Annotated in this window: 9 protein-coding genes and 1 pseudogene; 8 read left to right on the top strand and 2 right to left on the bottom strand. The window is 72.7% G+C overall.

The features are described from left to right. Positions 1-1,101 (bottom strand): ATP-binding protein (locus OUY22_RS33710; protein ID WP_270159330.1); only part of this gene is annotated, 1,101 nt, incomplete at its 3' end. Positions 1,102-1,329: 228 nt separating this feature from the next. Between OUY22_RS33710 and OUY22_RS33705 the strand changes: the two genes are divergently transcribed. Both OUY22_RS33705 and OUY22_RS33700 read left to right on the top strand, forming a co-directional pair. After that, the gene (locus OUY22_RS33705) at positions 1,330-1,872 is read left to right on the top strand and encodes a hypothetical protein (protein WP_270159329.1); all 543 of its coding nucleotides are present in this window, start codon (positions 1,330-1,332) and stop codon (positions 1,870-1,872) included. 21 nt (positions 1,873-1,893) lie between these two features. After that, positions 1,894-2,214, top strand: a complete 321-nt coding sequence (locus OUY22_RS33700) for a hypothetical protein (protein ID WP_270159328.1) — start codon at positions 1,894-1,896, stop codon at positions 2,212-2,214. Positions 2,215-2,342: 128 nt separating this feature from the next. Here OUY22_RS33700 and OUY22_RS33695 read toward each other — a convergent pair whose 3' ends face one another. After that, positions 2,343-3,632 (bottom strand): activator-dependent family glycosyltransferase, encoded by a 1,290-nt coding sequence (locus tag OUY22_RS33695; RefSeq protein ID WP_270159327.1) that lies wholly within the window; start codon positions 3,630-3,632, stop codon positions 2,343-2,345. 153 nt (positions 3,633-3,785) lie between these two features. Between OUY22_RS33695 and OUY22_RS33690 the strand changes: the two genes are divergently transcribed. The 6 genes and pseudogenes from OUY22_RS33690 to OUY22_RS33665 form a co-directional block, all read left to right on the top strand. Beyond that, positions 3,786-5,057 carry an activator-dependent family glycosyltransferase gene (locus OUY22_RS33690; protein WP_270159326.1) on the top strand — a complete coding sequence of 424 codons (1,272 nt, stop codon included), beginning with the start codon at positions 3,786-3,788 and terminating at the stop codon, positions 5,055-5,057. Beyond that, positions 5,057-6,322: an activator-dependent family glycosyltransferase gene (locus tag OUY22_RS33685; protein WP_270159325.1), complete on the top strand. Its 1,266-nt coding sequence runs from the start codon at positions 5,057-5,059 to the stop codon at positions 6,320-6,322. Before OUY22_RS33690 ends, OUY22_RS33685 begins: the two co-directional genes overlap by 1 nt. A gap of 104 nt (positions 6,323-6,426) precedes the next feature. Further along, positions 6,427-7,341 carry an ABC transporter ATP-binding protein gene (locus OUY22_RS33680; RefSeq protein WP_270159324.1) on the top strand — a complete coding sequence of 305 codons (915 nt, stop codon included), beginning with the start codon at positions 6,427-6,429 and terminating at the stop codon, positions 7,339-7,341. Continuing rightward, a complete protein-coding gene (locus OUY22_RS33675) occupies positions 7,338-8,156 on the top strand; it encodes an ABC transporter permease subunit (RefSeq protein WP_270159323.1) in 819 nt (272 codons plus the stop codon). The genes OUY22_RS33680 and OUY22_RS33675 overlap by 4 nt, the downstream gene beginning before the upstream one ends. 19 nt (positions 8,157-8,175) lie before the next feature. Next, positions 8,176-8,955, top strand: a complete 780-nt coding sequence (locus OUY22_RS33670; RefSeq protein ID WP_270159321.1) for an ABC transporter ATP-binding protein — start codon at positions 8,176-8,178, stop codon at positions 8,953-8,955. Continuing rightward, positions 8,940-9,660 (top strand): annotated as a pseudogene (locus OUY22_RS33665) (hypothetical protein); the annotation flags it as partial. The gene OUY22_RS33670 and the pseudogene OUY22_RS33665, both read left to right, overlap by 16 nt.

Genomic DNA, 9,660 nt, shown 5'->3' with positions numbered 1-9,660 from the left:
GTGCTCGGCGACGACGGCCTTGGCCGCGCCCCGCGCGTACAGCGACGCGGCGGCCTCGGCCCGCAGCCGGGCGCGGTCGTCCGCGTCCAGGTCGGCGAGCACGGCCTGACGTGCCGCCGGATGGCGGAACCGGCCGGCCCGTAGCACGCCCGTGGCGTTGAGCACGTCGAGACAGTGGTCGGCCGAGGCGGGGTCGACGCCGGCGAGCTGGTGGACGAGTTCCGGGATCTCGGCGGCGGGCCCGGGCGGGCCGCCGGGGACGTCGAGAGCCGCGACCGCGCGCGCGACCCGCAGCCCGGCCGGCTCGCCCCGGTGCAGGCAGGTGAGGACGGCCATCCGGTACGCCTCGCCCGGCGGGGTCTGCCCGCGCCTGGCGTCCTCGATCAGGGCCGCCACCAGGAGCGGGTTGCCCCCGCTCAGCTCGTGCAGCACGGGAGTGAGCCGCTCGGCGTCCGGGAGGGGCAGCTGCGCCGCGGCGACCGCGGCCACCTGGTCGCCGGTGAGCGGGGCCAGGCGCAGCCGATGGCAGTGGTGCTGGCGCAGCAGATCGAGGTCGGTCACGGGGTGGATGCGGCGGGGGTGGTCCCACTCGGTGAACACGAGCTGGATGCGGGCGCCGCTCAGCCTGCGCACGAAGTACAGCAGGTAGCGCAGGGAGGCCTCGTCGGCGTGCTGCGCGTCGTCGATGCCGATCAGCAGCGGCCGGTCCTGCGACCTCGCGTAGAGGGTGAGCCAGAGCTCGCGCATGATCCGGGCCTGCTCGACGGCGTCGCCGGGGGTCTCGGAGCGCACGGCGGCCATGGCGCGGTCGAGCAGCCGCCGCACGGGCGCGGCCGGATCGTCGTCCCCGGAGACGCCGGAGACGCCGGTGAAGAGCTGGCCCAGCACGCCCAGCGGCAGGGCCTGCTCCGCGGGCGACCCGGAGGCGGTCAGGACCGCGATCCCGCGCGCGGCGGCACGGGCGGCGAACTCGTGCAGGAGCGCCGTCTTTCCGCATCCGACGATGCCCCTGATCGTGACCGCGTTGCCCGCTCCGCGGACGGCCTCGTCGAGTAACTCGTGCAGCCGCGTCAACTCTTCCGTACGCCCCGCCAAAGCCAACGACGTCTCCCTGGGATATCGCTTTCAGCCGATGCCCGGAAATGATACGCAGCGCTTCCGCGCAGCGCTCTTCATGCCGTTTCTGTCTCGCTGGCGAGACAGCGGACCGGCGCGTCGTCGCAGCTCGGCCGGGCTCGACGTCCGGCCTGACGGCGGCGGCTGTACGGGCGCCCGGCCTTCTGCTCTGATGAGTCGGAGTATCGCAGGACGCCGCTTCCGGGAGTGGACATGCCGACCGCACCTGTTTCCAGCCGAAGAATCGAACTCACCGAGCTGCGCCCGGCCCAGGACGCGGCCGGAATACGCGCGGCCGCCTCCCGCGTCGAGGCGGACGGGGACGACCTGGCGGTTTTCCTGGGGACGTTGCCGGCCGCGGCCGGCGATATTCTCACGCGATTCACGGTGCGCCGCCCGGATATCGGCGCCGACGTCGGCCTGGCGTGCCTGAGCGGCGCGGACCCGGCGGCCGCCATTCAGGCGAATTTACTGCTGGACGCAGGGGCGACACCGCACGGAATGGGCCTGGAAACGACCATGCTGGTGCTGGACCACGCGTTCGCCTCGTGGCCCGCGCGGCTGGTCAGGTTTCCCGTCGCGGCGGCCCGGGCCAGGAACTTCAGCCTGCCCGCGATAATCAGCGAGGAGACCGCTCCGCCTGATCGACAGGAATTGCCGTGCGAGTTTAGGGTCTTCAGCATCCACCGGGCGCCGTGGGAGAAATTCGGCACCAAGCTGCTCACCCGGCTCCGGCGCGGTCCGTTCGATCAGTGAATTCCTGGAGAGGAGACCGTCGTGGCGCCCGAGGTCGACCGAGACGAGCTGGTGACCCAGATCAAGGTCCAGGCGATGACCATCATGATGTTCACGGCGAGCGAGCCCGAGGCCGAGCTGCCGGAGCCGTCCGGGATGCGGGACCTCGACTCGTTCTCCGTCGTCCAGCTCATCCTCTCGCTGGAGGAGATCTACGACGTGCAGCTGCTGGAGGAGATGCCGTCCTTCACCGGGGAGACCTTCGAAGAGCTCGCGGACATGGTGGCCGGCTTCATCCGGGCCAAGGAGTTCATCCGGGCCAAGGAGAACGCCGGGGGAAGCCTCGCCCAGGCGGACACGTAGCCGAAAAGACGCTCAGCCGAAACCAGGCTCAGCCGAACGGAGGCGTGGCCGAAACGACGCTTAGCCGAGCGAACGCGTGGCCCAACGGAGGCGTGGCCGAGCGGACGTTCAGCCGACAGGGCGCGCGGTCAGGACCGGTGCTCCGCCACCCGGCGGGCCAGCTCCGCCGCCACCTCGGTGGGGGCGGGCATGGCCCGCATCTCGGCGCCGATCCGCGCGGCGGCCTCCCGGAAGCCCGGCTCCCCGAGCAGCCGGCCGAGCCCGTCGCGGACCGCCCGCGGGGTCGCCTCGTCCGGGCGCAGGGCCAGCCCGGCGCCCAGCTCGGTCAGCCGCTCGCCCCACAGGGGCTCGTCGAAGTAGTGGTCGGTGACGAGCAGCTGCGGCACCCCGTACAGCAGTCCCGTGCAGACCGTGCTGGCCCCGCCGTGGTTGACGAAGGCGGCGCAGGTGGGCGCGAGGGCGTGCAGCGGGACGAACCCGGTCACGCGCACGTTGCCCGGCACGGCGCCCGGCACGGCGCCGAGCGCCGCCCGGCCGGCCTCCGGGAGGGGGAGCACGACCTCGGCGTCCACCTCGGCCAGCGCCTCCAGCAGGCGCGGGATCGGCACCGCGTAGCCGCCGGTGCGCTCGGGGGCGGTGGTGCCGAGGGTCAGGCAGACGCGGGGTCGCTCGGGCTCGCGGCGCAGCCAGCCGGGGAGCACCGCCCGGCCGTTGTAGTCCACGAACCTCATCGCCAGGCGCTCATGCTCCGGGTATTCGCGCTCCGGGTAGGAGCCGGGCCGCACCGACGGCGGCATCGCGTCGATCGTGAAGCGGCCGAGCGTCAGGGCCTCGGAGAACTCCACGCCGCGGGCCGCCGCCCGCGCGCCGAGCCAGCGGGCCAGCGGGTCCTCGGCCGACCGGGACGGGTCCTCGGCGACCAGGCGCAGCCAGCGCGCCCGCAGCCGGGCGGTGAGGTCGAGCGCGAACGGCACCCGGGCGTGCAGGGCGCCGCAGGCCTCGGCGGCGAGGGCGCCGGCGTAGGTGAGCGGCTCCCAGAGCACCAGGTCGGGCCGCCACCACTGGCAGAACTCGGTCAGCTCGGCGATCATGGGCTCGTTGATCGGCTTCCACCAGAGCGGGACCAGCGTCTCGGCGTACCCCTTGCGAAGCTGGTCCCAGTCCAGCTCCCCCGGATCGGCCGCCAGGTCGAAGGCGGGGCCGGCAGCTCCGAGTCTCCTGGCCGAGCCGAGGATCGCGGTGAGCAGGTGGTCCCGGCCGACGGGGACGGCGGTGAGCCCGCTCTCGGCCACGACTCCGGTCAGCGCGGGCTGGCTGGCGACCCGTACCTCGTGACCCGCCGCGCGCAGCGCCCAGGCGAGCGGCACCATTCCTATGAAATGCGTCCGCTCCGCGAAAGTGGCGATGAGGATTCGCACGGTCGACCCCTTTCCGCAGCCGTCACGAATGAGGCTAATAGCAGGCGAGTATCTCACGCCATAACGTGCCGATAGGGGTTCGATGAAGGGGTGCCTCCTATCCGGGCAGAGTTATGCTGGCATCTCCTGTACGGCTCGTGGAAAGGGCGTGGAGTGCGGGTTCTCATTGCGACCTACTCGGAGAAGACGCATTTTCTGGGAATGGTCCCGATGGCTTGGGCGTTGGCGACCGCCGGGCACGAGGTCCGGGTCGCCACGCAGCCCGAGTCCGCCGCGTTCTTCGCGGGCACAGGGCTGGCCACCGTCTCGGTCGGCAGGGACCACTCCCTCTACCGGCGCCACCAGCTCGCCAGGCTGCTCGGCCAGGAGGAGGCCGACGGCTTCCTCGACATCGGCGACCGGTGGCCGCCGGAGCACACGTGGGAGCAGCTGCGGTGGGGGTTCCGGGAGGTCGTCTCCTGGTGGTGGAAGGTGATCAACGAGCCGATGATCGGCGAGCTGACCGACTTCTGCCGGTGGTGGCGGCCCGACCTGGTGATCTGGGAGCCGGGCACGTTCGCCGCGGCCATCGCCGCCGACGCGTGCGGCGCCGTCCACGGCCGGCTGCTGTGGAGCCTGGACCTCTTCGCCCAGATGCGCCACCGCTACCTCACGCTGATGCGCGTCCAGCCGCCCGACGAGCGCGAGGACGTGCTCATGCAGTGGCTCGGCGCACGCGCCGCCGCCCACGGCGGGACGTTCCGCGAGGAAATGGTCACCGGCCACTTCACCATCGACCACCTGCCCCCCTCGCTGCGCCTGGGGCCGCCGCTCGACCAGCGCGGCTTCTCCCTGCGCTACATCCCCTACAACGGCCGCGCGGTGCTGCCCGGCTGGCTGCGCGAGCCGCCGGACCGGCCGCGGGTGTGCCTGAGCCTCGGCACCTCGGCCACCGAACGGCTGGGAGGCTACGCGGTGCCGGTGGCCGAGCTGCTGGAGGCGCTGGAGGACCTGGACGTCGAGGTGGTCGCCACGATCCCGGAGCCGGAGCAGGCCAGGCTGGGCCGGGTGCCCGGCAACGCGCGCCTGGTCGGCTTCGTCCCGCTGCACGCCCTGGCCGCCACCTGCACCGCCATGATCAACCACGGCGGGCCGGGCACCGTCTGCACCGGACTCGCCTACGGCGTCCCCCAGCTCGTGCTGCCCGTCGACCATCTGGACGCGCCGCTGCTGGCCAAGGCCCTGGCCGCGCAGGGCGCGGGGCTGTCGATCCCCAGCGGCCAGGTGACGCCCTCCGCGGTACGGGACGCGCTCGGCCACCTGCTGGCCGAGTCCTCGTTCGAGGACAACGCCATGCGGCTGCGCGAGGAGATGCTCGCCATGCGCACGCCGAACGAGCTGGCCGTCGACCTGGAGGACCTCGTGGCGGGACTGCGGGGCCGCTGATGCGCGTCCTGATCGTCACCCACGCGGAGAAGACGCACTTCCTCGGCATGACGCCGCTGGCCTGGGCGCTGCGCACGGCGGGGCACGAGGTGCGGGTGGCGAGCCAGCCCGCCCTGGCGGACGTCGTCACGGCGGCGGGGCTGGACGCCGTCCCGGTCGGCGCCGACCACAGCCACTGGCGGCTGATGCGCTCCTACGACCTGTTCGGCCGGCTCACCAGCCCGCAGCCGCCGTTCGGCAGGGCCGCCGACCCTCTGGCCGACGTCGGCTGGGAGTACGTGCGCGACGGCTACCGCAGGGTGGTGCCCTGGTGGTGGCGGCTGATCAACGATCCGATGGTGGACGACCTGGTCGCCTTCTGCCGCGCCTGGCGGCCCCGGCTGGTGATCTGGGGCGCCATCAGCTACGCGGGCGCCCTGGCGGCGCGGGCCTGCGGCGCGGCGCACGCCCGCATGCCGTGGGGCGCCGACATCTTCGGGCGGATGCGGGCGCACGCCCTGCGTCTCATGGCCGGGCGGCCCCCGGCCGAGCGCGAGGACCCGCTCGCCGCGTGGCTGGGCGCCCGCGCGAGGGCGTACGGGATGGAGTTCCGAGAGGAGCTGACGGAGGGGCAGTTCACGATCGACTGCATCCCGCCCTCGATGCAGGTCGAGGTCGATCCGCCGCTGGAGCGGGTCCGGCTGCGCTACGTGCCCTACAACGGCCGCGCCGTCGTCCCGGACTGGCTGCGCCGGCCGCCGGAGCGCCCGCGCGTCTGCCTGAGCTGGGGGGTTTCGAGCCACGAACGGCACGGCACGTTCGCGGTGCCGGCCGGGGACGTCCTGGACGCGCTGGCCGATCTCGACGTGGAGGTGGTGGTGCTGGGCCCGCGCGACCCCGCCGACGCGCGGCCGCTGCCCGCCAACGCCCGGGCGCGGGCGTTCGCCCCTCTCGCCGTGCTGTTGCCAACCTGTGCGGCGGTGATCAATCATGGGGGCTGGGGAACGGTCAACACCGCCGCCTACCACGGCGTCCCTCAACTGGTCGTGCCCAGCTGGTTCGACACGCCGCTCACCGCCAGACGGCTCGCGGACGGCGGCGCGTCGCTGACGCTGCCCGCCCACGAGGCGGAGCCCGGCGTCATCCGGGAAATGGTGCGGCGTCTGGTCGAGGAGCCGGGTTTCCGTCGCGCGGCGGGCCGGCTCCGTGATGAGATGCACGCCATGCCGTCGCCCAATGAGGCGGGCGCGGCGATAATCGCGCGCGCCCTCGCGTCAGGTCCTTGACAACGGATTTGACAACGGCCGAGGAAAGATCGCGCACGGCGCGCATTCGTCGGATACGTTCGGCATCATAGACACTGCGTACTTCCCCGTGCGAAAGGCCTCGCATGATAGAAGTCTCCGGGCTCACCAAAACGTATGGGTCGACGCGCGCCGTGAACGATTTATCGTTCGAAGTCCGGCCGGGAGTGGTGACCGGCTTTCTCGGACCGAACGGCGCGGGCAAGACCACCACCATGCGGCTGATTCTCGGGCTGGACCGCCCGACCGCCGGCGCCGCCACCATCGGCGGCAAGCCCTACCGCCGGCTCGGCGCCCCGCTGCACACGGTCGGCAGCATGCTCGACGCCAAGGCAGTCCACCCGGGCCGCACCGCCTACAACCACCTGCTCTCCCTGGCCCTCGGCAACGGCATCCCCCGCCGCCGGGTGGACGAGGTCATCGAGCAGGTCGGGCTGGGCAGCGTCGCGCGCAGGCGGACGGGCGGCTTCTCCCTGGGCATGAGCCAGCGACTGGGCATCGCGGGCGCGCTCCTCGGAGATCCGCAGGTGCTGCTGTTCGACGAGCCGGTCAACGGGCTCGACCCGGAGGGCATCCACTGGGTGCGCTCACTGATGCGGGACCTGGCGGCGCGGGGCCGCACCGTGTTCGTCTCCAGCCACCTGCTCAGCGAGATGAGCCAGACCGCGGAGCGGCTCATCGTCATCGGCCGCGGCGAGCTGATCGCCGACACCACGACGGAGGAGTTCATCGAGCGGGCCTCCACCGGGTACGTGCGCGTGCGCGGGCCGGAGCCCGGCCGCGTCAAGGAGGTCCTGGAGGCGGCCGGCGCCACGGTCGCCGAGTCCGGCCACGCCCTCCACGTCACCGGCATGACCGTCGAGCGGATCAGCGACCTGGCCGCCGAGCACGGGCTGCGCCTGCACGAGGTGGCGCCCCAGCACGCCTCTCTGGAGGAGGCGTTCCTGACGTTGACCAGGCAGAGCGTCGAGTACCACGCCAGGAGCGAAGGAGAGCGATGACCGTGCCCGCCACCGACGACAAGGTCCGGCGTGATGTGACCACGCCCCTCCGGCTCTCCGGGGTGGTGCACGCGGAATGGGTGAAGATCCGTTCCGTCCGCTCGACGTACGCCCTGCTCATCGCGGCCGTCGTGGTCAGCGTCGCGCTGAGCGGGCTGATCGCCTGGGCCACGATGGCGACCTGGGAGGACCGGGCGGAGGGTTTCGAGCCGGTCTCCGGTTCGCTGATCGGGCTGTTCTTCGGCCAGATCGCCATCATGGTGTTCAGCATCCTGGTGATCAGCGCCGAATACACCACCGGCTCGATCCGCGGCACGCTGATCGCGGTGCCCGACCGCACCCGGCTGCTGCTCGCCAAGGTGATCATCACCGCCGCGCTCGCCCTGGCCGCCGGGCTGGTCATGAGCTTCGGCTCGTTCTTCGTCGGCCAGGCCGTCTACACCACCCGCGGGGTGGAGACCACGATCGGCGCCGACGGGGTGCTCGTGGCGCTGCTGCGGGGCGGGCTGCTCATCTGCATGACCGGCGTCATCGCTCTCGGCGTGGGCTTCCTGGCGCGGCAGAGCTCCGCCGCGATCGGCGTCACGTTCGGCATCTACTTCCTGCCGATCCTGTTCAGCGGGTTCCTGCCGGAGTGGTTCCAGAAGAACGTCATCAAGTACATGCCCAACACCAGCAGCGCCGTCATGCTCTATCCCGACCCGGCCGTGCCGGACGTCGGGGTCACCCCGATGTCGGGGTTCCTGACCCTGAGCGCGTGGGCACTGGCGATGCTCATCCCCGCCGCGCTCCTGTTCCACCGCCGAGACTCCTGACGCCAGAAAGGGCGCTCCCGTGCCAGACCCCGCCCCCCGACCGGACACGCCCGCGCTCGAAGTCCTCGGCCTGCGCAAGGTCTTCGCCGAGACCGTCGCGGCCGACGACGTCTTCCTCACGGTGCCGAGCGGCTCGCTCTTCGGCCTGGTCGGCCCGAACGGAGCCGGCAAGACCACCACGCTGTCCATGGCCGTGGGACTGCTGCGGCCCGACGGCGGCTCGGCCCGGGTGTTCGGCCACGACGTGTGGACCGACCCGGTCAAGGCCAAATCCCTGCTGGGCGTGCTCCCCGACGGCCTGCACCTGCCCCTGCGGCTCAGCGGCAGGGAGGTGCTCCACTACCTCGGCCCGCTGTGGGGGCTGGACCGCGAGACCGTCGCCCAGCGCACCGAGGAACTGCTGACGGTGCTGGAGCTCGACGACGCGGGGCGCACGCTGGTGGTCGACTACTCGACGGGCATGCGCAAGAAGCTCGCCCTCGCCACCGCGATGCTGCACGCGCCCAAGCTGCTGGTGCTGGACGAGCCGTTCGAGTCGGTCGACCCGGTCGCGGCCCACACGATCCGGGTCATCCTGCGCCGCTTCACCGCCGGCGGCGGCTCGGTCATCCTGTCCAGCCACGTGATGCCGCTGGTGGAGTCGATGTGCGACCACGTCGCGGTGATCGCCTCAGGACGGGTGGTGGCCTCGGGCCCCCTGGAGGAGGTACGCGGCGCGCAGAGCCTCGACGAGGCGTTCGTCGAGCTCGTCGGCGGGCGCACCAGCGGCGAGGAGGGGCTGGCGTGGCTGGTGTCCTGATCCGGATGAAGCTCGCCCTCATCAGGAACCAGATGACCGGGCTGCGCGGCTTCCGCATGCTCCTCGGCGGGCTGCTCGGGGCACTGGGCCTGCTGGCCACCGTGCGGCTGGCCACCACCTGGCCGGACCAGCCGCAGCTGGCCGCGCTGGCGTTCGCGATCTGGACGGCGGGCTGGCTGGTGGCTCCGTTCTTCGGGGGCGGGACCGACGAGACGCTGCGGCCGGAGTACTTCAGGATGGCGCCGGTGCCCGCGCGGCGGCTGGCCGCGGCGCTGCTGGCCGGCTCGGCGGTGAGCATCCCGGCGCTGGTCACGCTGCTCGCCTTCGCCACGCTGGTGCCGATGGCGGGCGCGTACGGGCCCGCCGCGGTCGCGGTGGCGGTGCCGGCCGCGCTGGCGCACGCGTTCATGGCGCTGCTGCTGGCCCGCGTGGTGATCGACGGCCTCGGCGCGGTCCTGCGCTCCCGCCTGGGCATGGACATCCTGGTGATGGTCGTCAGCGTGATCGTGGCGGGCGGCATCGTCGCCGCCCTGGCGCTGGCCCGGCCGCTCTGGGACCTGGCGACCATGCTCGCCCGCGGCGAGATGCCCGAGGTGCCGGTGTCGTGGCTGCTCGGCCTGCCGTCCGGCTGGGGCGTGGCGGCCGTGCGCGCCGCGGGCGACGGCGACTGGGCGGTGGCGCTGCCGGCCCTGGCCGGGCTGGTCG

Source organism: Nonomuraea corallina, from assembly GCF_027620315.1.
GTDB lineage: Bacteria > Actinomycetota > Actinomycetes > Streptosporangiales > Streptosporangiaceae > Nonomuraea > Nonomuraea corallina.
The sequence above is the reverse complement of the archived record's forward strand: the minus strand, read 5'-3'. Positions and strand labels throughout refer to the sequence as shown.